A 22,578-nucleotide genomic window follows, 5' to 3' on the forward strand; every position below is an offset into this window, starting at 1 on the left:
TTGCAAGCAGCAATCGATAAAGTGGGTAGAAAATATTAATGCTCCATTGGATTATCTCGTCCAATACGGAGCGATCGCAGTTTGGCTTTAACATCTTCCCATTTTTGTCCACAGTAGAAGTATTTTTTTTCCTGAATATCAGCCAAGTAAAAACCGGGTTTGCCGCCATTGACGCGAAATAGTTCAACTACGACTTTTATTCTCGTTAACCCATTCCTTTGCAGGATCGAATTTAGATCAGTCGGTACTCCACAAGGGTTATAAAAAATATTGCCACCGTGAAAAAACCAGCGCGTTCCTTCGCGTTCGTAAATTTGAAGATGGATAGGTGCGTGAATACTAGCCATAATTAAAATAGGATTAGACCCTAATAGGGATTTTAGTTGATTGAAATACTTTATTTCTCTTGTTTGCAGTTGTTGTTATTGGTTTCAATCCCTAATAGGGATTTTAGTTGATTGCAATCTCTTCCAGCCATTCCAACAGTTCAGTTTTCGGACGAAATGTTTCAATCCCTAATAGGGATTTTAGTTGATTGCAATTAAGAAATGAGCAGAAAGCTTTTAATCGCTCAAAGTTTCAATCCCTAATAGGGATTTTAGTTGATTGCAATTTCTGTAGCTCTTGGTAAAATCACCCAAATCGAAGTTTCAATCCCTAATAGGGATTTTAGTTGATTGCAATTTGTAAGCTGTAATAATTGATGGCTTACCAATACCTGTTTCAATCCCTAATAGGGATTTTAGTTGATTGCAATCACACGTTCATCTTTGTAGGTGGCAACGGTGATTTATTGTTTCAATCCCTAATAGGGATTTTAGTTGATTGCAATTCTTTGGCAGATTACCTCGCAGTAATTTTCAGATGTTTCAATCCCTAATAGGGATTTTAGTTGATTGCAATAATTAAGAACCGTCTTGGACTGAAAAAAGGACAAGTTTCAATCCCTAATAGGGATTTTAGTTGATTGCAATCTTTCTCCTCCAGCAACTCTACTGCTTCTGGAGAGACTGTTTCAATCCCTAATAGGGATTTTAGTTGATTGCAATGCCTGAGAGAAGAGAATCAGTCTCTCAGGCGACGTTTCAATCCCTAATAGGGATTTTAGTTGATTGCAATTTGGCGTTTTTTCTCAATGTACCCAATTTACAACGTTTCAATCCCTAATAGGGATTTTAGTTGATTGCAATAATATTCTTCATTATGCTCAACCCCTGAAAATTCCGTTTCAATCCCTAATAGGGATTTTAGTTGATTGCAATTGTAACGCTAGATCCAAGTCAGCAAGCTGCTTTGCAAGTTTCAATCCCTAATAGGGATTTTAGTTGATTGCAATGGAAATTACTGGGCCTGGTGGGGGCGATCCCAATGTTTCAATCCCTAATAGGGATTTTAGTTGATTGCAATAGGTTTTATACCGGGTGCTGTAATCTTTGCATTTGTTTCAATCCCTAATAGGGATTTTAGTTGATTGCAATCTTTCAGTGCTAACGAGAGAGAACAGATACTCAAGTTTCAATCCCTAATAGGGATTTTAGTTGATTGCAATTTAAATCAGTTCCATTGAGTGCCGACTCTTGACGGGTTTCAATCCCTAATAGGGATTTTAGTTGATTGCAATTCCCAGATTTTAATCAAGTCCCCTTGCCGATCAGTAGTTTCAATCCCTAATAGGGATTTTAGTTGATTGCAATCTGCTGGAGCATTAGAGAAGGAGGGCTATTCGCCTGTTTCAATCCCTAATAGGGATTTTAGTTGATTGCAATGAAGTTAAGCTTAGATTCTAGCCCTACCTCTTTTGCTGTTTCAATCCCTAATAGGGATTTTAGTTGATTGCAATACTTTGCTTGAGCAAGAGGGCTTTTCATTCCAAGTTTCAATCCCTAATAGGGATTTTAGTTGATTGCAATTTAGTTCGATTGAGGAATTCCAGCAAGATATAGAAGTTTCAATCCCTAATAGGGATTTTAGTTGATTGCAATGAATGAGCCATCTGGGTTAAGCCACATTTTCTTGTGTTTCAATCCCTAATAGGGATTTTAGTTGATTGCAATCTAAAGTCGGCATGGTTGCCATACATTGCTTTGAGTTTCAATCCCTAATAGGGATTTTAGTTGATTGCAATTTAATGTATTGATCTCTACTGGTAGTAGTAATATGTTTCAATCCCTAATAGGGATTTTAGTTGATTGCAATAATGGTACTGGAGCTTATTCAGCATTAGAAGAAGGGTTTCAATCCCTAATAGGGATTTTAGTTGATTGCAATATGTCAGCAAAATTAAAAGCTAGTGGAAAGTATGTTTCAATCCCTAATAGGGATTTTAGTTGATTGCAATTCTATCCTGATTATGCAAACACAAAATTTGCAATGTTTCAATCCCTAATAGGGATTTTAGTTGATTGCAATGGCTGGCGTCTGAAAGCTCTGTGTTATTTGGTTTTCAAGGTTCAATAGCGCGAATGCGAAAATCATAACATAAGGAGTGGTAATTGTGCTAGATGTAAATAGCTGAAAGTCAGTCTATATAAGGTGCGCGGATAGTTTAAAGATGATATAGCCCTGAAATCCTTGTATATACGACGAGCTAGCCATTTTTGTTGTTACCCCTTCTCCAACACCTACCCATTCGCGCATTTGGCAAGAAAATTAGTCGATTATTTAAAATGTTTCCTTAGCAGCTAGCATTTGTAAAATCTTTTCTACATGATCCAACTCTCCAACAATTCGCCGAATTGGGTGAGGCCAAACTTTGACAAGGGTAGGAGTTGCAGAAACTTGATTGAGTTCCGCTTGTTCTGGATGACTTAAAACATCAATCACCTTTAGAGTATAAGGATGTCCGAGCGATCGCTCTAATAATTCATGTAAATTCTGAAGGATGCGTTCAGTAGTACTGCTATGTCCGGCGACAAACAAGCGGAGAACATAGCCTTGTGCGATCGCTTCTTTTTTTTGGACTATAACTGGTTGGTGGTATTTTGGCACAGGTTCAGAAAGGTCTAGGCGAACAATTAAATCGTGATCTTCCCAAAGCTGCGGGAATGAGGAACGATAAGTTGTTAACACCATGCGATCGCACAACCCCTCTTGCCAAGGAGCTGCTTGCCATACTAACTCCCCTGTGCCAAAAATGGCATTAAGCAAAGCTTGATGTCTAATTACAGCCGGATAAGCTTCAGCAAAAGTTCGCACTTGTTGAGTTCGCGGATCTAACCAGTTGTCAATAGTTGCAGTATAACAAGGCACTAAAAAATGCGGCGGCTCTGGCAAATCTAGAATTTCTTGCAAAGCCGAACACAAATGCAAATGCCATCGACCCTGCTTGCTAGGGTCGATGCAGTAAATTAAATCTCCTCCAGGTGTAAATAGGGCAATGCCTTTAAACAACTGGGGTGTAGATAGTTTATTTGTCGTCAAGTTATTCACAGAGGTTAGGAAGCTAAAAGTAAAAAATTCTCTCTTTTACCTTTTACCTTAGCGATAACCGCAACCAGGATTACAAAGATATTTGGAATTAGGGAGTAATGATTTTAGATTTTAGATTTTGGATTAAATTTCAATCTAAAATCATCAATCCAAAATCTAAAATTGAATTCCCCAATCCCCAATCCTAAACCCGACCTCGGAGAAACTGCGCCATTTCGTTAGGAGTTGGCGACATTTCTAAAGCAGTTTCTTCAGTGATGCGACCGTCTTGATAGAGATTGAGTAATGACTGATTCATCGTAATCATCCCGTCAAAGCTGGCTTGTTTCATCAACTCGCCAATTTCATCATACTTACCATCTTTGATCCATTCTTTAATAGCCTCAGTATTAATCAGCACATCATGGAAAGCAGCCCGCTTACCGTCAGTTGTGCGACACAAACCTTGAGCAATTACAGCCACTAAAGACTCAGAAATTGCCACCCGCATTGCATCTTGCTCATCACCAGAGTAGAGGTTAAGAATCCGCTCAATGGTTTTGACAGCGCTATTAGTGTGCAGGGTTCCCATGACCAAGTGACCTGTTTGAGCGGCTTTTAGGGCGGTGTTGACTGTTTCCTTATCCCGCATTTCCCCCACCAGAATCAAATCTGGATCTTCCCGCAAAGCTGCTTTCAAAGCGTTGTCAAATTTCCGGGTATGCATTCCCACTTCGCGCTGTTTGACTAAAGACTTGCGGCTTTGATGGATAAATTCTATCGGGTCTTCAATGGTAATGATATGCTTGGCCATCTCTTTATTGATGTAGTCAACCATCGCTGCCATTGTGGTGGACTTACCAGAACCAGTGGGCCCAGTTACCAAAATGAGACCTTTGTGGTGATGACAAATATCCCGAAAAACTGGAGGTAATCTCAACTGTTCCATAGTTAAGATTTTCAGCGGAATTAACCGCAACACCATTGCAGGCCCTCTAAGAGTACCAAAAACATTAATCCGCACGCGAGCAAAGTCATATTGAGTTGCTCCGTCAAATTCTAAATGTTCTTCAAATCGCTGAATTTCCGCCTCACTCATCACCTCCCGCAACCAATTCATAAAAGCTGCTTTATCTGTTTCGGGATAATCCATTGATTGAATTTCTCCTCGGCTGCGGAAGCGTGGTACTTCACCTACTCCTAAGTGAAGGTCAGAATATCCCTGGTCGTAAGCTTCCCTAATTAACTTCTCTAAAGTTGGCCCTGCATTACTGTTCTGAGGGCGAACTGAAGTTGGTATTGGTGGTGGACTACCCGGACGATGACCTGCAACAGGCGGGTTACTTGACATATCTAGTGTTTGTGTCATCTGCCGCGGCGTACTAACGGTTGGGGTTGGCGGTGGTGGCGGCGGCATTGGTGGTAGGTTACGTCCAGGAGCAGAGTTAGTAGTTAATGGAGACTGTGATTCTGTCATATATCTTCACATTTGGCAGTTAAAAAGTTGAATTAACGAGAAGTCAAGTCACTTGCTTTGATGACTTTTGAAAAATGCTTGTCTGCAAGCTTTAGCAGTGATGTAAGACGATTGAAACTCTAGAACCACGGTCAATCCATTTAATCCACCTCAATTGGTATCTTTTTTTTCTGAGATTTCACTACTCAGAAAATTTAGATAAATTATTTAACTTATCTAACCTGGTTTAACACACGTAAGGACTCAAAACACCTCAGCAAATATACATTGATTTAGAAGTATTTTTTAATACTTTGTTTTTGAAGTAAATTTTATTAGGATTTAGATGAGAAATTTATTTCAGGTATGGAAACGAATTGCCAGCAATTAACAGCACAACTACTGACAGATCATTTATTCAGCCCATATAGGAATTATGAGAACCACTGCTAATTTTTATAAGAAATGTTAAGTTGAATCGAATCTATATCGTGGGGATCAAGGCTAAAAGCTTACACCTTTTAGGTTATATATCTCAAGATAGATGTAGTAAACAAGTTTTTTTAATAGATAGAAATTTGAGCTTATATCCATAATTACAAAAAATTAACTGTAAACTTTAGTAAACAAATGCTCATTTTTCCCATTAGTTTTTATATACTGAATTTCACTGAAAGAATTCAGTTTTACTCGCAAAAAGCGAGATATGACTGAAATTAAAATATGTTCTGTATTTTGGGAGGAAAAGTCATGGTTTCTGCTCAAAGCTCTAATCTAGGAAAGACCTACTCCTTGTTGATGATTAAAAGCTTTTTAATATGGACTTTTACATTAGCAGTATGCTTGTTGGTTGTGGGTTTTCCACTAGTTGTCTTTATGGCTACGGTCGGATGTCTGTTGTCGATTATCTTGCAATCGGTGATGCCTGTTAGTGCGGTTTTGCTGGTAGCTGGTGCTTTAATCATGTTTAATGTCATGGCAGTTGTATTGGCTGCGGGTGTGCTAACTGCTAAAGGAGTTCATCCTAGTGAAGTTAAATGGTTAAGCTGGCTGCATGGAGAGGCAGACCAAACGCAGACTACTGTTTACGCTGCTTGCCCTCTAACTTGTGAGATTAAATAGTTATTACAAGTGAATTGACAAACAGTGCGTCTGCCCGGTTAAGCCGGGTTTTTTCATTTGTGAGATCAAAATATAGTCAAATAGTCATTGGTCATTAGTCATTAACATGAGTTCTACAGACCTCTCCCTGCCTTGAACTAAAGTTCAAGTCTGTCCCTCTCCGAGTCGGAGAGGGACAGACTTTGCGTAGTAAAACCAGGGAGAGGTCTTTTAGGTGGACATGATATGACCAGTCGAACTCATGTTCATTAGTACCAACGACCAATGACCAATGACTAAAGCGGCGGGGTAGCTATCCCTCTCCACCCACTTGATGGAGTTTCCCGCCGCTTTCAATAAACAGTGCATTTGCCCGGTGAAGCTGGGTTTTTTTATATCTTGTGTGATTTATGATTTTATATTTATGGTTTGTGTGATGATTGACCGCCCACTCTTGACTATTGAGCAAAGACCATTGACTATAACCATTGGCAAATTACAGATGACCAATAACTAATGACTAATCAAAAACGTGTTTGCATTATCTTAGGTACTCGCCCAGAAGCGATCAAACTAGCTCCGGTGATTCAGGTTTTCCAGAAGTATTCAGGTTTTGAGTTGCAAGTAATTTTAACTGGACAGCATCGGGAAATGGTTGAGCAAGTTATGCAACTGTTTAATATCAAGTCAGATTATAACTTGGAAATTATGCAGGTTCAGCAATCTCTGAATGATATTACTTGCCGTAGTTTACAAGGGTTAGAAGCATTATTTAAGGTGGAAAAGCCAGATTTAGTAATCGTGCAGGGGGATACTACCACGGCTTTTGCGGCAGCTTTGGCAGCTTTTTATCAAAAAATCCCTGTTGGTCATGTAGAAGCAGGGTTAAGGACTGATGATATATTCAATCCTTACCCAGAAGAAGCTAATCGGCGGTTGATTTCTCAAATTACTCAGTTGCACTTTGCGCCGACTCCTTGGGCTGTGGAAAATTTGCACCGTTCTGGTGTTTTGGGTGAAATTCACATGACGGGTAACACGGTAATTGATGCCTTGTTGAATGTCGCAGCAACCCAAGTAGTTTGTAATGTACCAGGTTTAGACTGGGAATCATATCGAGTTCTGTTAGCAACAGTGCATCGCCGGGAGAATTGGGGAGAACCTCTAGAAGCGATCGCTCAGGGCTTTTTACAAATTTTAGACAAGTTTCCTGATACAGCTTTGCTGTTACCATTGCACCGCAATCCCACAGTGCGAGTTCCATTGCAAGAACTTTTAGGGAATCATCCCCGAATTTTCTTGACAGAACCTCTAGATTATGGTGAATTGGTAGCAGCAATTGGGCGATCGCATCTTTTGCTGACTGACTCTGGTGGCTTGCAAGAAGAAGCCCCCAGTTTGGGAAAACCAGTACTGGTTTTGAGAGACACCACCGAAAGGCCGGAGGCTGTGACAGCTGGTACAGCAAAACTTGTAGGCACTACAAGTGAAAACATTTTTGCAGCTGCTAGCGAGTTACTCAGTGACTCAGATGCCTATGAAGCGATGGCAAATGCAATCAATCCCTTTGGGGATGGTCATGCCGCAGAGCGCATTTTGCAGATTGTGCAAAATTACTTGGGTATTTCATCAGAAACATCAACTTAGGAACTTATAGATTAAACAAAGTGCAAAATTTCTGTTTTGTAGGGTGTATAAAATCGGTTTTGATCCCGGTTTTTCATTTTTACCAGTTCTTGTGTAATGAGGTCATCTTGCCCGCCTGATGACGGGCGAGACAGTGCGAATTTTTGATTTAAGTTCCTGATTTATGATTTCTCTCGATCGCGCCAGAAAACAGGTAGAACTTGGAAAAGAGATTTTTCAAAGGTGGCTTCTGGCTAAATACCCAGAGCAGATCGAGTTTCAGGCCCCACAACACCATCTACCAGTAGACCTTTACTTTGCTGAAAGCTTCGGACTCGGCTAACAGTTTCTTGACCATAAATTCCATCAACTGTGAGATTACCTAAAGCTGTTTGAACATCTCTGACCAGCTGACCTTTAGAACCAGGGGTAAGAATCACCGAACCACCAACACCACCAGGTTTAGTCACAGGAGGGTTGTTAGGTTTATCACCAATCCATCGGGCAAAAACGTATCTACCCGTAGAAAGCCTAGCAAAACCGTTTTCATACCTTTCAATTTCTGGAAGTGTCGCCCCATTTGATACACAATCTACATAAGAGTAGTTAGTACTTGGGCCTGTACGGATACGTAAACAACTGCCGTTAGTTTTTACATAAGCAGCCGAACTCATTTGAATTTGGCTGACAGCACCAAGTAATACACCAACACCAGCTAAAGCTAACCAAGCCGAAGATTTTAGTAGTTTTTTCCAATTGAATTGAGGTTTAGGGAGATTATACTTAGGGTTTCCAGATGCCTCTTCTTGAGCAATAAACATGTGGGAATAAGCAAGATATTCCATAATTCGCTCCTTTATATGAAAAAATGAGTACTCGCAGAGAACTACTTGGCTGTTCTCTGTATTTATTCTTAGTATATTTTATATCACTGTTCTTTTAAAAGGTTTTTTTGGTAGCAAAATTAAGAAAAAATAAAACTGGTCATTGGTCATTAGTACTAATGATTAAGGAGTAATGACTTGTTTGAGTCCAAATAAACTCACAAAGAAGCTAACTAGTCTAAGTCTCTCGGCTTGTATACGATCGCCTGCCGAGGCCTCATATCCTTTTTCAATATTTTTCAATATTTATTAAGTTTTAATTTTAGAAGAATCTGAAGACTTTTTGGTATACTACGGTAAATCAGTCCATTTATCGGAGTATATGCTTAGGCTGAAAAAGTCGAACTCACAAAAACTCAATAAAAGCAAGTATTTTTTACTACAATTTCAGATTTTTTATCACTCCAAGCTAGATTACTTATCTGGCGGTTCACTGCGTCCATTAAATACTTGCTGTGTATCAATTTAACGTAGTATTAGCACATAAAGATTTTGCTGATAGTTTTTTTATTGGTTTATTGCCAGACGACTGTAGTTTTGAGACAAAAGAGTTGTATGACGAAAGCTCTATGATGAACATCGACTCAAAATGAGTGTAATGCAAACTTTACAGTATTTCAATTCCAGAAAATATCGTCTATTTTTTAGCGGACAAATGTTATCGATGAGTTTTACAAGCAATTATAAAAAATAGAGAATTTACTGCATCAAAATTATATTAAACAGGAAAATATTTTAGAGTCAAGCTTGTGTGATAGATTATCTAAAAACCGCGTTTCTGACCTAAGACTAATACAAGAATATGAAGTATAACCAACTTGGCAAAAGTGACTTAAAGGTTTCCGAAATTTGTCTGGGCACAATGACTTATGGACAGCAAAATACTATCGAAGAAGCCCACGAGCAGCTAGATTATTCTATTGCCCAAGGAGTCAATTTTATTGATGCGGCAGAGATGTACCCTGTGCCAACAAGTGCTGAAACTTATGGCTTAACTGAAACTTACATCGGGGAATGGTTAAAACGTCAACAAAGAGAGCAACTTATTATAGCTACTAAAATTGCTGGTCCTGGACGAGGCTTTAAATGGGTACGTGGTGGAGCCAAAGCAATTGATCGTGATAATATCAAACAAGCTGTAGATGATAGTCTAAAAAGATTACAGACCGACTATATCGATCTGTACCAAATTCATTGGCCCGATCGCTATGTGCCAAGATTTGGGCAAACGGTATTCGATCCGACTCAGGTGGAAACAACAGTTCCCATCCCTGAACAGCTAGCAGTTTTTGCCGATGTAATTAAAGCAGGGAAAATTCGCTATCTTGGTTTGAGTAATGAAACGCCTTGGGGAGTCGCCCAATTTAGTAACGCCGCTAAACAATTAGGATTGCCCAAAGTTGTTTCGATTCAAAATGCTTACAACTTGCTAAATCGAGTATTTGATGGAGCCTTAGCAGAAGCAGTTTATCACGAAGAAATTGGCTTACTAGCTTATAGTCCTTTAGCATTTGGCTACTTGACTGGCAAATACCTAAATGGCAAACCAGAGAAAGCAAGAGTCACATTGTTTGAAAATTTTGGTCAGCGCTATTTGAAACCAAAAGTCAGTCAAGCAGTAGAAGCTTATGTGGAAATTGCCAAGCGCTATCAACTCAGTCCAGCACATCTAGCTTTGGCATTCGTGCGGAGTCGTTGGTTTGTGCCTAGCACAATTATTGGTGCTACGACACTAGAACAACTCAAAGAGAATCTGGAAAGTGTGGATGTAGTTCTCAACAAAGACATTTTGGAAGAGTTGGATATAGTTCATGCTCAGTCGCCAAATCCAGCACCATAGGAGTGGTGAGTAATGAGTAATGAGTAATGAGTAATGAGTGGTGAGTTACTGAACTAACTTATAAACGGCGCAAGCCTGAGTAATTTCCCTCGTTACCAGGCTGGAGCCTGGTAACGCCTTCCTAGAGCCTCTGGCTCTCATTAATCAATTTCCAGTTTGTCTGGAATTATCTTAGTTTTATGGAGAAATAAATCATTGACGAGTAAATTTCAAAATTCTTATTTGCTGCGTAACTTAAAAAGTTTGCTTCGAGTTGGTCAACAGGGTTCAACCAAAGCACTCATTTGGCTATTGGTAGCGCAATCTGGCTTGAGTTTGATGGTTTCTGGATGTAGTTCAACTAACTCTGCCAATTCCACAGTAAAACCTGTGAGTGACCAGAGTCAAAGTTCCTCAACAGCACAAAATTCTGCACCTGAAAAACAGACAGTAGTTCGCATTGGTTATATTAAGGGAAGTTTGTCTGCGATCGCAAAAGAACGCGGCACTTTAGAGCGTGAACTCACTCCCAAGAATATAAAAATTGAATGGGTTGGTACATTCCCATCATTTGCACCTGTATTAGAAACAATCAATGCTAAAAGTTCTGATTTAGGAGCAGGCGGTGATATTGCTGGTTTATCTGCTTTATCTGGTGGGATTAATGCTTGCATTATTGCCTACCGACCGGCTAATCGCAACTCAGAAGGGATTGTAGTTCATGCCGATTCCCCCATTCGGAAATTCGATGATCTGATTGGTAAAAAAGTCATTGTGAATCGAGGTGGAATCAGCGAACATTTGCTATTGAAACTATTAGAAAAAGAAAATATTCCCAAAGAGAAAGTAAGTCGCGTTTACATGAAACCCGATGAAGCCCTACCAGCTTGGGCATCGCATCACGTAGATGCTTGGGCAGTTTGGGACCCTTGGGTTGCTAGTGCTGAACTTAAATACAATGCCCGTCAAATTCCTTTACCTGCACAAGTTCCCCATTACTCCCTTTATATGGTGGATAGAGATGCACTAAAACAAAAATCTGAGGCGATTAGAGAAGTGATTGCAATTCTTGCTAAAGAAGCTGAATGGCTAAATAAAAATCCCCAAGAGAATCAAAAAGTATACCAAAAAGTATCAGGATTACAGCCTGAAGTTGTAAAGCGTACATTTGAACGCCGACCTGTTGATGGAGTGCTTCCCTTAGAACCAAAAGTAATTGCCGATTTACAGAGTGCTGCTGATTGGATATACAAACAGGGAATTGTTCAGAAACGAGTAGAAGTGCGCGATGCACTCTGTCCCAGTTCTTAGATTCAAAACTAGATATTAGGTAAAATATGACTTTTATAGCAACATCAGTTGATCAAAATACTATTCGTCGTCGGGGTACTGGTTTAAGAGCTTACAATCCCGAAAAAGTATTCAAGGGATACACACTTTTCACACCTCTAACAGGCCAAGGTGAAGTCTACCTTCTGAACTTGGAAGGAGAAGTAGTACACCAGTGGAATCTGCCTTATCCACCAGGGTTATATGGTTATCTCTTGCCCAATGGCAACCTTTTTTATAACGGTAAGACTCCACCAGAAGAACCCCTACGTTTTGCATTGTGGGCTGCATTCAAAAGTGGCGTTGTTTTAGAAGCAGATCCCAAAGGAAATATTATCTGGGAATATAAGCATCCAGATCATCATCATGATGGACGCAGACTAGCCAATGGCAACACAATTATACTAGCCATTGAAAAGATACCTCAGTCTTTGGTTCCCCGCATCAAAGGCGGTGTAGCAGGTACAGAACCAAATGGTGAGATATATGCTGATGTGCTTTATGAGGTGACTCCAGGAGGTGAAATTGTTTGGACTTGGCACGCCCACGAACACCTCGATCCAGATATATTTACGATTACACCCCAGGATCATCGACATGAATGGACTCATGGGAATACTGTGGGTGAACTCGCTGATGGCAACATTATAGTCAGCTTTCGCAATATCTCCACAGTTGTCATTATCGATCGCAAAACCGGAGAAATCATCTGGACGTTAGGCGATGATGTGCTAGCACAGCAGCACTTCCCCAATGAACTCGCTAACGGTAATATCTTGATTTTCGACAATGGCGCACATCGCCGTAACATTGCTCTCAATTTCTCCCGTGTGATTGAGGTGAACCGCCAAACCAAAGAGATAGTTTGGGAATACAAGGACAACCCGCCCCAAAATTTCTTTAGTTCTTACATATCAGGAGCGCAACGTTTAGCCAATGGCAATACCTTGATTACAGAAGGTGCTTATGGCCGAATATTCGAGGTGACAGTTACAGGTGAAATTGTTTGGGAATACATCAATCCCCACTTTGCAGTTAGAAATATTCCTGGTGAGAAGTCGCCCGTAACTAGTGGAGAACAAAATACAGTCTTTCGCGCCTTTCGGTATGCACCTGAAGAAATTCCCTGGCTTTAGGGGAAGGCAGGGGAGACAACCTTTGCGCTCTTTGCGTCCTTTGCGGTTCGTTCTCTTAACCCTCAAATTTAATGGACAGACCACTAGTAATCAAATTTCAAAATTTGGTTAGTGTCAAGGATTTTTCACGCTACACCCGCCTCAAAAAGGATTTTGTGACACTAACAATTTAAAATTTGGGATTTTGGATGAAAATTCAATTCCCAATGGCGATTAACAAGTTCTATTTACCAAGGTACTTAAACATGGCTGAAATTAAAGTATACAGTGCAGTTGTTTGTCCTTATGCTCACCGTACCCGCTTGGTACTTCAAGAGAAAGGCATCGACTTTGATTTGATTGAGATTGATTTGCAGAATAAGCCGGAAGGATTTACGAAAGTTTCCCCTTATGGTAAGGTTCCTGCGATCGCTCATGGCGATAACCGAGTTTGGGAATCTGCGGTAATTAACGAATATCTCGATGAGGTATTTCCCAATCCACCTCTGTTACCCAGCAACCCCATTGCTAAGGCACAGGCTCGCATCTGGATCGATTTTGCTAACACTAGGTTCGTTCCCGCTTTTTCTACCCTGCTGCGGAGTTCAGATCCCCAAAAGCAAGAAGAAGCTAAACAGGAACTATACAAACACCTGGAATTCATTGAAAACGAAGGTTTAGCAAAGCTATCTGGAGAAGGCCCTTACTGGTTTGGTGAATCCATCAGTTTGGTCGATTTCACCTATTTCCCCTGGTTTGAGCGCTGGGCTGCACTCAAGCAGTATCGCGGCTTTGGAATCCCAGAGCAATTTACCCGTGTACGTCAGTGGAAACGGGCTTTGAAAGAGCGTGAGTCTGTGAAAGCGATCGCTCATTCTAAGGAATTCTACATTGAGCGGTATGCTAAATTCGCTGCGCCTACTCTCGCTGCTGTTTAGGGACTTCCAAATAAAACAATATCCAATTACTTCTTGTGGGGTGGGCGTCTCGCCCGCCTTATGGACTGGGCGCTCATGTTGCCCACCCCACAATATTGGATAATTTATTTCTTGGAGTTCCCTTAAATAAATTTATCCTCTCGTTCCTTGGCTCTGCGTGAGAACGAGTTAATTACGAATTACGACTTTTCCAAAGTGAGTCGCGCTTTTGAGGTAATGATAAGCCTCTCGTGCCTCAGTGAAGGGGAAAACTCGATCAATAATCGGTTTGATTTGATGTTGTTGCATCGCCTGATTCATCGCCTCAAACATTTCGCGACTGCCAACATAAATTCCCTGAACTGTTAAACTCTTAAAAAGTATTGGCATGGGGTCAATCTCATTTCCTCTGCCTGACAATACGCCAATCAAACTAATATGTCCCCTAATGCGGACTGCTTGTAGCGATTTTGGCAGAGTACCTGCACCGCCTACCTCAACTACATGATCTACACCTGTGCGATTAGTTAATTGATAAACTTGCTTTTCCCAATCTGGTGTTGTTTTATAGTTGATTGTCTCGTCAGCACCAAGTTGTTTCGCCCGTGCCAACTTTTCATCACTGCTGGAAGTAATAATTGCTCTTGCACCATGTATCTTAGCAAACTGGAGAGCAAAAATTGAAACTCCTCCAGTACCGAGTAATAAAATACTATCACCTGCGCCAATATTGCCTTTTGTCACTAGTCCGTGCCAAGCTGTAACTGCTGCACAAGGTAAAGTTGCAGCTTCAATATCGGATAAGTATTCAGGTAATATCACTAAACCATCTTGGTGTAATACAACATACTCAGCCAGCATTCCATCGATACCGCTTCCGAGATCGGATTTCATTTTCTCTTTAGTTAAAGAGCCATAAATCCAGTCTTGGAAGAAAATACCAGCCACACGATCGCCTATTTTTACCCGTGTCACACCTTCTCCCACCGCCACCACTTCCCCTGCACCGTCAGATACGGGAATTAACGGATATTTCTGTCGATTACCGTAAGCTCCTTCAATAACAAGCAGATCGCGGTAATTTAAGGATATTGCTTTGATTTGAATGAGAACTTGTCCAACTGCGGGTTGTGGTTCAGGGCGATCAACTAACGCCAGGGCATCAATTCCGGCGTTGCTTTGAATTTCGTAAACTTTCATATAATTTCTGTCCTATTCCCGCTTTAACTTATCTTCTCGCTTTAAAAAATGGTTCCTTCCAAACGAGTTTATTTATTATTAGTTTTGGGTATAGCGATCGCTCCGATCCTATCCTTATTTCTGATCGTTAAAGCAGCCATCGCCATCACTGTGCTATTTGATGCCATCGTTCTCGGACTGATGGTTGTAGATGGTTTACAGGTGCGACGTTCTCGTGTGCAAATTACCCGCGAATTACCATCACGGTTATCCATTGGGCGGGATAATCCCGTGGTGCTGAAAGTGACATCGCCAAATACCAACGCCCAAATTGAAATTCGCGACTATTACCCAACAGGATTTGGCGTTTCTACACCTGCACTCAACGCGATTATTCCCAGTAACAGCACGGAGGAATTGACGTATACCGTCCACCCGACACAGCGCGGAGAGTTTCCTTGGGGGAATATCCAAGTTCGACAGTTGGGGATTTGGGGATTAGCTTGGGATGATTGGCAAATCCCTCAAAGTCTGCCAGTGAAAGTTTATCCTGATTTAGTCGGATTGCGATCGCTCACAATTCGTCTGACACTGCAATCATCAGGATCAATGCGCCAATCTCGCAAAACTGGTATTGGTACAGAGTTTGCTGAACTGCGAAACTATCGCACCGGTGACGATTTGCGGTTTATTGATTGGAAAGCTACCGCCCGTCGGGTTGGCGCTTATGGTAATGCTATGCCACTGGTGAGAGTTCTAGAACCAGAACAGGAACAAACACTACTGATATTACTCGATCGCGGACGGTTGATGACAGCAAAAGTTCAGAGTTTGCAGCGATTTGACTGGGGTTTAAATGCAACTTTATCCTTAGCTTTGGCAGGTTTACATCGAGGCGATCGCGTGGGTGTTGGTGTATTTGACCGCCAGATGCATACGTGGATTCCCCCAGAACGCGGTCAACATCATCTGAATCAGCTAATTGATCGCCTGACTCCCATTCAACCAGTTTTATTGGAATCTGATTACTTGGGGGCAGTGACAAACGTTTTGCAGCGACAAACTCGGAGGGCGCTGGTAGTAGTGATTACCGATTTAGTTGATGTCACTGCCTCTACAGAACTCCTAGCCGCACTCACCAAACTAGCACCCCGCTATCTCCCCTTTTGCGTTACTCTGCGAGATCCGCAAGTTGATCGGCTAGCAAACACATTCACCGATGATGTTACAGGTGCTTATGCCCGTGCAGTATCACTAGATTTATTAATGCAACGACAAGTGGCTTATGCCCAACTAAAACAAAAAGGTGTATTGGTACTAGATGCACCAGCAAATCAAATTGCCGATCAGTTAGTTGAGCGATATCTGCAACTCAAAGCGCGAAATCAACTTTGACCAAACTTGAGGGTAAGTAATAGGCGCTTCAAGACTCTTTACTAGTAGGACTTACGCAATAACTCTCTGAAACTCTTATTTCTTTGTGTCCTTCTCTGACGAGACGCTACGCGAATGCGTCCTACCCTACGGGAAGCCGCTCCGCGTCTATGCGGTTCGTTTTTTCATGATTTTGCGTAAGTCCTGACTCCTATCCCATTAATTTTATGGGGCTGCTAGATCCCCGACAACTTCTGCGAAGTCGGGGATCTGAACATCACTAATCTCTCAAAACTCTTTCGGCATAGCTTTTTTAGTTTTAAAGCGATCGCTATGTTAATGTTACCGAAGACTGAGGTTTATTAAAACATAACTAACAATCACGCTCAATGCCCTCATTCTGAAATTAACTCACGATACACCATCATTGTTTCCTGATGAACGCGGGCAACACTCAGCCTTTCTAAGTTTTTATTTGCCCGCTGTTTCCATTCGTGCAGCATCTCGGCACTACTCAGTAATTTTACTAAAACCCCAGCCAAAGCATTACTATCTTTTACTGGCACCAAAAGACCTGCTTGCCCATTGTCCAAAGCTTCAGGAATGCCGTCTACCTGAGTGCCAACGATCGCAATTCCAGTTTCTCTAGCTTCTGAAAGTACCAAAGGGCAAGGGTCACGGTGGGAAGCCAGCACAAATATGTCACAAGATATCAGATAGCGTTGAGGTTCCGGTTGGAAGCCTTCAAAATGAATGCGTTCTTTTACAGAAGTTGCTTGTGCTTGAGCCTCAAATAGTTGTTTATCAGGGCCATTTCCAACTAAATAAAGATGCGCTTGGGGAAAATCTGAGGCAATTTGTTCAAAGGCCGCGATTAACTCAGCAATTCCCTTACGTTGATACATGCCGGCGACAGTGGCGATCGCTGGATGCTGTAATGGTAAAGGTTGATAATCTTTTATCTGTCGGGTGCGGGGACTGCCTAAAGTGCCATTACATACCACCCGCAACTTGTATTCTGGGATACCACGCCTAATCATAGAATCTCCCACAGCCTTACTGACAGCAATTACCCTATCAGCTAAACCCATCAGCAGGCTAGCACGCTGAAATTCATTGTGGACTGTGGAAACTAAAGCATATTTGTGTCCTTTAAAAATACGTGCTAGTATGACCCCCGTCATCATGTGTGCATGAACAATATCCGGTTGAAATTCAGCTGCGATCGCTCGGTAACCCATAGCTGCTTTAATCATATTTAGCGGTTTCCGACTTTGGTCTAGTTGGTAGTGCTTAACACCACAAATCTCTAGTAAAGCCTCATATTCACCACCAGCAGAAATAACCGCTACCTCATCACCACTTTTTGCTTGTAAACAAGCCAAATCCACAGCCACATTCACAATACCGTTACCTATTTCTTGAACGTGATTCAAAATATGTATAATTCGCATAATCTTTGAGATGTGTATAAAAAATAAAGATAAGTAACTGAGTATAAATCAACATAATTATTGAGGTCTTCAGTCACAACTCAAAAGTAGTCAGTAGTGCGTAAAATTGACCACTGGCTACTGATTAAGAGCGCTTCTAACCAATTACCTAGCTTAAAGACTTATTCAGCAATAGCTCTATAAATCGGGGTAAAACTCCAAAATTCTGATGTCTTACCAAAGCAGTGGGAGCATCCCACCTTGAAAGGGCTAGTCCTGCCAAGATGATGCGGCGAAATTAATGTAACGTCTGAAAATAAATTAGAGCTAGAATTCTCACGGAGTTGACTAATATAGTCATTAACTAATACCATTTCTTTGTGAGCCTGCGCCAAACCCTTTTAACTTCTTTCTTTACTTTGTGTCCTTCTCTGACGAGACGCTACGCGAATGCGTCCTAGCCTACGGGAAGCCTCTCCGCGTCTATGCGGTTCGTTTTCTTAAACATGGTTTAGCGCAGCTTCATACAGAATTGGTATAACTCCAAAAAAGAATTCCTAGCTCTTTCATTTTTACGGTAGTGACTTTTAATTAACTTTTCGAGGCTAATCTTAAACCTCTCTAATGGTTCTATCCGATATGCATCGCCAACGCTTAAAAAATTAGGACTCAATCAACACAAGTTTACGAACCTGAGAATTGTTTCCCTGTGAACGGCGTGATGAGGCAGCAGTGAGCAAAAACTTCCAAGACTGAGGAGAAAGTATAGACGGATCTATCATTGAAAGAAAACTCTTGAGATTTTTCTGCTTCAGTGCTACCAAACTCCAATGGAGTTTCAGGTAATTTTTGATATCTTGAAGCAAAGGAATCTTTGAGCGATGTTCCTCGTTTACCAAGGCGTAAATTTTTTCCTTCATCAAAATATTTGTCGCTAACCGTCGAGATAGAGAAAACTTTTGATTATACGCACCTGGCCAGATAGTCCGGTAAGCAAGACACTGGTTGAAGAAAATAGCATCGCCAAACTGGGCAATCCGAATCCAGGAATCGATGTCATCACAGTTAGCATCAAGTGTGGAGTCCCACCCACCAGTTTGCAGAAAAGCATCACGTCGGCAAGCTACTTGTACAGGTGTGCCAAAGGGTACAAGCTCTAACAGCATACCGTAGTGAATATCGGCTTGGGGGATATAGAAAGCTAAACCGGGACCAACTTGGGGGGTGCGAGAGAGTTCAACTTCATTGCCATCCACCTGAGCCGCCACACAAGAGCAGATTACAGCATCGGGACGAAGTGTGATCGCCTTTGCCATTTCTTCTATACAGTTGGGTGCTAAATAATCATCATCATCTAAAAACTTAATCCAGTCGCCGCTAGCTTTGGCAACTCCTGCATTTACCGTTGCTGCATGACCAAGGTTAACTTCGTTACGATGGTAAACAATCTTATCCCCTAAACTTTTGAGATAGGTTTGGGTGTCATCAGATGAACAGTCATCGGCAACAACCACCTCGCACTCGATTGTTTGGTTCCGAGCCGAATCAATTGCTCTTTGCAGCAAATTCAAGCGATTATAGGTACTAATGACAACGCTAAATTTCATAAATTTTACCCCTGTGGTACAGCATTCTGCAATATAGCTTTGATCTTTAGACCGTTGTATCAGTAAAATTATCAATCCCAACAAGTAGACTGAAATAGGATTATCGATTTATCATTGATGATCGTGAGTTTTTTTTAAGCAGACAGAAAGACTATGAACGCTCAAGAGATTATCCGCTCCATTGAAGCGGAACAGATAAAATCGAATCTGCCCGACATTTACGTGGGTGACACTGTAAAAGTGGGAGTAAAAATCAAGGAAGGCGAAAAATACCGCGTCCAACCCTACGAAGGAGTAGTAATTGCCAAGCGCAATGGTGGCATCAACGAAACTATTACAGTCCGTAAGGTTTTCCAAGGCGTGGGCGTTGAGCGAGTATTTTTGCTGCATTCTCCTCGGATTGACAGCATCAAAGTATTACGTCGTGGTAAAGTCCGCCGTGCTAAACTTTATTATCTCCGCGATCGCGTAGGTAAGGCAACCCGGATTAAGCAACGGTTTGACCGCCCTTTGTGATTCGTCCTTCAAAAATATGGGAGAAATCTCAAGCCTCAAGCGGCATCTGCCGCTGACTTGTTTTCCCAGCGAAATTGAGGTATGATATAAACTGCATATTGCGTTAAACTGAAATATAGTTCAGCGCAATCACTGAATCAAAAACAGCTTGTGCGCTCTTAGTTCAGTTGGTAGAACGCAGGTCTCCAAAACCTGATGTCGGGGGTTCAAGTCCTCCAGGGCGCGCTCAAGAGCAAAAAACCAAGCCCGAAATAATTACGCAGCTGCTATATTAGCAGTTAGCGGTAATAATTTCGGGTAAACTTATTGTATTTGCAGTTGTTTTGCTTTCAATTAAGTGGAATAAAGTCGAAACTGCAAATCTGGAAGAACAAAGAGTAACAAACAAGGGGATAAACGGTCGTGTCCAAAAAAAGTGAAGCAGAATTGCCAGAAACTCCCAATGGGTTTAGCTTTGGCAACTTCATACAGGGAACCAAAGAAGAACTTGAAAAAGTAGTTTGGCCCAGTCGGCAACAGATAGTAAGCGAATCTGCTGCTGTGTTATTAATGGTGGCACTTTCCGCATCTTTGATATACTTGGTCGATGGATTGTTTCATTGGGCAGCAAAACAGGTGTTCTGATGACTTTTGCAACAGATGAACCACGCAACTCAACGTTGCAGTCAGAGGAAACGGCAGAAACAGCAGAAGCAGCGTCCAAAGAAGCACGCTGGTATGCAGTGCAAGTAGCCTCAGGCTGTGAAAAGCGTGTAAAGACTAACTTAGAGCAACGCATTCAAACTTTTGATGTCGCTGACAAAATTGTTCAGGTAGAAATTCCGCAGACGCCAGCGGTGAAAATCCGCAAAGATGGCAGTCGCCAGCATACAGAAGAAAAAGTTTTTCCTGGCTATGTGCTGGTGCGGATGATGATGGATGATGATACTTGGCAGGTGGTACGAAACACCTCTCATGTCATCAACTTTGTCGGTTCAGAACAAAAACGTGGTAGCAGCAAGGGTCGCGGTCATGTCAACCCCATACCATTGAGTGCTTCAGAAGTCGAACGTATATTCAAACAAACCAGCGAACAAGAAGCTGTTGTCAAAATTGACATGGCTACTGGTGATAAGATAATGGTGCTTTCTGGCCCATTTAAAGATTTTGAAGGTGAGGTGATTGAAGTTTCTCCAGAACGGAGTAAACTTAAAGCCTTGCTCTCAATTTTCGGCAGGGATACACCAGTAGAATTGGAATTTAATCAGGTAGAGAAACAGAGCTAAATACAAATGGCGAAGAAAGTAGTGGCGGTCATTAAACTGGCCTTGAATGCTGGAAAAGCCAACCCAGCACCGCCAGTCGGGCCCGCCTTGGGTCAACATGGTGTCAACATCATGATGTTTTGTAAAGAGTACAACGCCAAAACAGCAGACCAGGCTGGAATGGTAATACCTGTAGAAATTTCGGTTTTTGAAGACCGGAGTTTTACATTCGTACTCAAAACGCCACCTGCATCAGTACTGATTCGGAAAGCGGCGAAAGTAGAAAAAGGCTCGAATGAACCCAACAAAAAGAAGGTTGGGTCAATTAGCAAAGCACAATTGCAAGAAATAGCCCAAACAAAACTCCCCGACCTCAATGCCAACGACATCGACGCGGCAATGAAGATTGTGGCAGGAACGGCTAAAAATATGGGCATAACAGTCACAGACTAAGAAAGTTATGAGTTATGAGTTATGAGTTATGAGTTTTAAATTACTAACTCCTCATTCCTAACTTCCTAATCTAAAATCCAAAATTTTATCGGGGGAGAGGCGAGGCTTCGGAATTACCCCAGGAGAAAAAATGCCAAAAGTATCGCGTCGTTTGCAAGGACTGCAAGCAAAAGTAGAAGATAAGGACTATCATCCCCTAGAGGCTTTAGCCCTTCTTAAAGACACAGCAACAGCTAAATTTACCGAAGCTGCCGAAGCGCATATCCGGTTGGGAATTGACCCCAAGTATACAGACCAACAGTTGCGGACAACAGTAGCACTGCCCAAAGGTACAGGACAAATCGTCCGAGTGGCGGTGATAGCCAGAGGCGAAAAAGTAAACGAAGCTAGCAACGCTGGTGCTGATTTAGTCGGGTCAGAAGAACTGATTGACGAAATCCAAAAAGGTAGACTGGATTTTGACAAGCTGATTGCTACACCCGATGTCATGCCACAGGTGGCAAAACTGGGTAAGTTGCTTGGGCCGCGTGGTTTGATGCCATCGCCCAAAGGTGGAACCGTAACATTTGATTTAGCAGGTGCGATCGCAGAATTCAAAGCTGGTAAATTAGAATTCCGGGCTGACCGAACTGGCATTGTTCATGTTATGTTTGGTAAGACAACTTTCTCGCCTGAAGATTTGTTAGTCAACCTGAAGGCATTGCAGGAGACGATTGACCGTAACCGTCCTTCAGGAGCTAAAGGTCGTTATTGGCGCACATTTTATGTGGCAGCCACAATGGGGCCATCAATTAAAATTGATGTCACCGCCCTACGAGATTTGAAACTGAGCGAAGCAGGTTAATAAGAGTTATGAGTTATAAGTTAGGAGTTAAGAATAAAACTTCTAACTCCTAACTACTCACTCCTAACTTTAAATTAAATAGGCAAAGCCGGAGACAGCAGGTGCTAATAGCTTAAATGTCCTGCCGAGGTTAAAACTCTAATTGTCAAAATCATCACGCATAAAGGTGTGATAACTATGGCATCGCGAGTCTTACTACTCAACCCCGGCTATATTAGCTGGGGTTTGTTGTTTGGGTTCAGGTTGAGAAAAAACGTAAAAGTAGGGCAATCA

Annotated in this window: 19 protein-coding genes, 1 tRNA gene, 1 CRISPR repeat array and 1 other annotated feature; of the genes, 13 read left to right on the top strand and 7 right to left on the bottom strand. The window is 41.7% G+C overall.

What is annotated here, in order from left to right:
* Positions 1-35 precede the first annotated feature (35 nt).
* The 3 genes from FD723_RS15855 to FD723_RS15865 form a co-directional block, all read right to left on the bottom strand.
* Positions 36-347: a hypothetical protein gene (locus FD723_RS15855; RefSeq protein ID WP_179066173.1), complete on the bottom strand. Its 312-nt coding sequence runs from the start codon at positions 345-347 to the stop codon at positions 36-38.
* A 10-nt stretch (positions 348-357) separates the two neighbouring features.
* A CRISPR array of direct repeats spans positions 358-2,409; the repeat unit is 37 nt; unit sequence GTTTCAATCCCTAATAGGGATTTTAGTTGATTGCAAT.
* Positions 2,410-2,661: 252 nt separating this feature from the next.
* On the bottom strand, positions 2,662-3,429 hold the full coding sequence (locus tag FD723_RS15860; protein WP_179066174.1) for a circadian clock KaiB family protein: 768 nt from the start codon (positions 3,427-3,429) through the stop codon (positions 2,662-2,664).
* Positions 3,430-3,613: 184 nt separating this feature from the next.
* The gene (locus tag FD723_RS15865; protein ID WP_179066175.1) at positions 3,614-4,885 is read right to left on the bottom strand and encodes a type IV pilus twitching motility protein PilT; all 1,272 of its coding nucleotides are present in this window, start codon (positions 4,883-4,885) and stop codon (positions 3,614-3,616) included.
* Between the two features lie 729 nt (positions 4,886-5,614).
* Here FD723_RS15865 and FD723_RS15870 point away from each other — a divergent pair.
* Positions 5,615-5,986 carry a hypothetical protein gene (locus FD723_RS15870; RefSeq protein WP_179066176.1) on the top strand — a complete coding sequence of 124 codons (372 nt, stop codon included), beginning with the start codon at positions 5,615-5,617 and terminating at the stop codon, positions 5,984-5,986.
* 495 nt (positions 5,987-6,481) lie between these two features.
* Positions 6,482-7,612 (top strand): non-hydrolyzing UDP-N-acetylglucosamine 2-epimerase, encoded by a 1,131-nt coding sequence (wecB, locus tag FD723_RS15875; RefSeq protein WP_179066177.1) that lies wholly within the window; start codon positions 6,482-6,484, stop codon positions 7,610-7,612.
* Positions 7,613-7,845: 233 nt separating this feature from the next.
* Here the strand turns inward: wecB and FD723_RS15880 are convergent, their stop codons facing one another.
* A complete protein-coding gene (locus tag FD723_RS15880; protein WP_179066178.1) occupies positions 7,846-8,436 on the bottom strand; it encodes a peptidoglycan-binding domain-containing protein in 591 nt (196 codons plus the stop codon).
* Between the two features lie 841 nt (positions 8,437-9,277).
* Between FD723_RS15880 and FD723_RS15885 the strand changes: the two genes are divergently transcribed.
* The 4 genes from FD723_RS15885 to FD723_RS15900 all read left to right on the top strand — a co-directional run bounded on the left by FD723_RS15885 (position 9,278) and on the right by FD723_RS15900 (position 13,676).
* The gene (locus FD723_RS15885) at positions 9,278-10,315 is read left to right on the top strand and encodes an NADP(H)-dependent aldo-keto reductase (protein ID WP_179066179.1); all 1,038 of its coding nucleotides are present in this window, start codon (positions 9,278-9,280) and stop codon (positions 10,313-10,315) included.
* Positions 10,316-10,510: 195 nt separating this feature from the next.
* Positions 10,511-11,605 (top strand): aliphatic sulfonate ABC transporter substrate-binding protein, encoded by a 1,095-nt coding sequence (locus FD723_RS15890; protein WP_179066180.1) that lies wholly within the window; start codon positions 10,511-10,513, stop codon positions 11,603-11,605.
* Positions 11,606-11,631: 26 nt separating this feature from the next.
* A complete protein-coding gene (locus FD723_RS15895) occupies positions 11,632-12,759 on the top strand; it encodes an aryl-sulfate sulfotransferase (protein ID WP_179066181.1) in 1,128 nt (375 codons plus the stop codon).
* A gap of 245 nt (positions 12,760-13,004) precedes the next feature.
* Entirely contained in the window at positions 13,005-13,676 is a 672-nt protein-coding gene (locus FD723_RS15900) for a glutathione S-transferase family protein (protein ID WP_179066182.1), read from the top strand.
* Positions 13,677-13,844: 168 nt separating this feature from the next.
* Here the strand turns inward: FD723_RS15900 and FD723_RS15905 are convergent, their stop codons facing one another.
* The gene (locus tag FD723_RS15905; RefSeq protein WP_179066183.1) at positions 13,845-14,855 is read right to left on the bottom strand and encodes an NAD(P)-dependent alcohol dehydrogenase; all 1,011 of its coding nucleotides are present in this window, start codon (positions 14,853-14,855) and stop codon (positions 13,845-13,847) included.
* Positions 14,856-14,903: 48 nt separating this feature from the next.
* On the opposite strand from FD723_RS15905, the gene FD723_RS15910 reads away from it, so the two are divergent.
* On the top strand, positions 14,904-16,229 hold the full coding sequence (locus FD723_RS15910) for a DUF58 domain-containing protein (protein WP_179066184.1): 1,326 nt from the start codon (positions 14,904-14,906) through the stop codon (positions 16,227-16,229).
* Between the two features lie 374 nt (positions 16,230-16,603).
* On the opposite strand, the gene FD723_RS15915 is transcribed toward FD723_RS15910, so the two are convergent.
* Together FD723_RS15915 and FD723_RS15920 are read right to left on the bottom strand one after the other, a co-directional pair.
* The gene (locus tag FD723_RS15915) at positions 16,604-17,662 is read right to left on the bottom strand and encodes a glycosyltransferase family 4 protein (RefSeq protein ID WP_179066185.1); all 1,059 of its coding nucleotides are present in this window, start codon (positions 17,660-17,662) and stop codon (positions 16,604-16,606) included.
* 641 nt (positions 17,663-18,303) lie between these two features.
* Positions 18,304-19,248 (bottom strand): glycosyltransferase family 2 protein, encoded by a 945-nt coding sequence (locus FD723_RS15920; protein WP_179066186.1) that lies wholly within the window; start codon positions 19,246-19,248, stop codon positions 18,304-18,306.
* A 153-nt stretch (positions 19,249-19,401) separates the two neighbouring features.
* On the opposite strand from FD723_RS15920, the gene rplS reads away from it, so the two are divergent.
* The 6 genes from rplS to rplA all read left to right on the top strand — a co-directional run bounded on the left by rplS (position 19,402) and on the right by rplA (position 22,305).
* Positions 19,402-19,764, top strand: coding sequence for a 50S ribosomal protein L19 (rplS, locus tag FD723_RS15925; RefSeq protein ID WP_094348921.1), 363 nt, complete (start codon positions 19,402-19,404; stop codon positions 19,762-19,764).
* 152 nt (positions 19,765-19,916) lie between these two features.
* A tRNA-Trp gene (locus FD723_RS15930) sits at positions 19,917-19,989 on the top strand.
* Positions 19,990-20,166: 177 nt separating this feature from the next.
* Entirely contained in the window at positions 20,167-20,388 is a 222-nt protein-coding gene (secE, locus tag FD723_RS15935) for a preprotein translocase subunit SecE (RefSeq protein ID WP_179066187.1), read from the top strand.
* Positions 20,388-21,029, top strand: a complete 642-nt coding sequence (gene nusG / locus FD723_RS15940; RefSeq protein ID WP_179066188.1) for a transcription termination/antitermination protein NusG — start codon at positions 20,388-20,390, stop codon at positions 21,027-21,029. The genes secE and nusG overlap by 1 nt, the downstream gene beginning before the upstream one ends.
* Before the next feature lie 6 nt (positions 21,030-21,035).
* Complete coding sequence (rplK, locus tag FD723_RS15945; protein WP_094331821.1) at positions 21,036-21,461, top strand: 50S ribosomal protein L11; 426 nt, start codon at positions 21,036-21,038, stop codon at positions 21,459-21,461.
* A 130-nt stretch (positions 21,462-21,591) separates the two neighbouring features.
* Complete coding sequence (gene rplA, locus FD723_RS15950; protein ID WP_179066189.1) at positions 21,592-22,305, top strand: 50S ribosomal protein L1; 714 nt, start codon at positions 21,592-21,594, stop codon at positions 22,303-22,305.
* Positions 22,306-22,375: 70 nt separating this feature from the next.
* Positions 22,376-22,544: a sequence feature (ribosomal protein L10 leader region), on the top strand.
* The last annotated feature ends 34 nt before the right edge of the window (positions 22,545-22,578 follow it).

This window comes from Nostoc sp. C052, assembly GCF_013393905.1.
Lineage (GTDB): Bacteria > Cyanobacteriota > Cyanobacteriia > Cyanobacteriales > Nostocaceae > Nostoc.

Bases quoted from the DNA above. Each gene is read 5' to 3' on its own strand.
- FD723_RS15855 (WP_179066173.1), bottom strand. From the start codon at position 347: ATGGCTAGTATTCACGCACCTATCCATCTTCAAATTTACGAACGCGAA.
- FD723_RS15865 (WP_179066175.1), bottom strand. From the start codon at position 4,885: ATGACAGAATCACAGTCTCCATTAACTACTAACTCTGCTCCTGGACGT.
- FD723_RS15870 (WP_179066176.1), top strand. From the start codon at position 5,615: ATGGTTTCTGCTCAAAGCTCTAATCTAGGAAAGACCTACTCCTTGTTG.
- wecB (WP_179066177.1), top strand. From the start codon at position 6,482: ATGACTAATCAAAAACGTGTTTGCATTATCTTAGGTACTCGCCCAGAA.
- FD723_RS15880 (WP_179066178.1), bottom strand. From the start codon at position 8,436: ATGGAATATCTTGCTTATTCCCACATGTTTATTGCTCAAGAAGAGGCA.
- FD723_RS15885 (WP_179066179.1), top strand. From the start codon at position 9,278: ATGAAGTATAACCAACTTGGCAAAAGTGACTTAAAGGTTTCCGAAATT.
- FD723_RS15895 (WP_179066181.1), top strand. From the start codon at position 11,632: ATGACTTTTATAGCAACATCAGTTGATCAAAATACTATTCGTCGTCGG.
- FD723_RS15900 (WP_179066182.1), top strand. From the start codon at position 13,005: ATGGCTGAAATTAAAGTATACAGTGCAGTTGTTTGTCCTTATGCTCAC.
- FD723_RS15905 (WP_179066183.1), bottom strand. From the start codon at position 14,855: ATGAAAGTTTACGAAATTCAAAGCAACGCCGGAATTGATGCCCTGGCG.
- FD723_RS15910 (WP_179066184.1), top strand. From the start codon at position 14,904: ATGGTTCCTTCCAAACGAGTTTATTTATTATTAGTTTTGGGTATAGCG.
- FD723_RS15915 (WP_179066185.1), bottom strand. From the start codon at position 17,662: ATGCGAATTATACATATTTTGAATCACGTTCAAGAAATAGGTAACGGT.
- FD723_RS15920 (WP_179066186.1), bottom strand. From the start codon at position 19,248: ATGAAATTTAGCGTTGTCATTAGTACCTATAATCGCTTGAATTTGCTG.
- rplS (WP_094348921.1), top strand. From the start codon at position 19,402: ATGAACGCTCAAGAGATTATCCGCTCCATTGAAGCGGAACAGATAAAA.
- nusG (WP_179066188.1), top strand. From the start codon at position 20,388: ATGACTTTTGCAACAGATGAACCACGCAACTCAACGTTGCAGTCAGAG.
- rplK (WP_094331821.1), top strand. From the start codon at position 21,036: ATGGCGAAGAAAGTAGTGGCGGTCATTAAACTGGCCTTGAATGCTGGA.
- rplA (WP_179066189.1), top strand. From the start codon at position 21,592: ATGCCAAAAGTATCGCGTCGTTTGCAAGGACTGCAAGCAAAAGTAGAA.